The 209-nt window shown below is 63.2% G+C and carries 1 protein-coding gene; it reads right to left on the minus strand.

Annotated elements, in window-relative coordinates; genetic code table 11:
• The coding region (locus tag ACZ3HH_RS31320; RefSeq protein WP_465810649.1) for a ShlB/FhaC/HecB family hemolysin secretion/activation protein at positions 1-209 on the minus strand (209 nt) is incomplete at both ends.

The raw sequence follows: 209 nt of genomic DNA on the forward strand, positions 1-209 counted from the left end.
TCGCCGTTGTAGCGATCGCCACGAATCACGCCCTGGTCGTAACCGAGGCTGGTGCCGTATTCGGCGAACACCGGGCGTAGCCATTCCAGTGTCACGGGACGGCTCCAGCGCAGATCATTGCGCCAGTAGCCACCGCTGTCGCCGGACAAGGACTGGTCCTTGTAACCACGGATCGACGATTGTCCGCCCAAGCTCATGCGCTGCGGGCT

This window comes from Pseudomonas sp. PME37.24/025, from assembly GCF_055556615.1.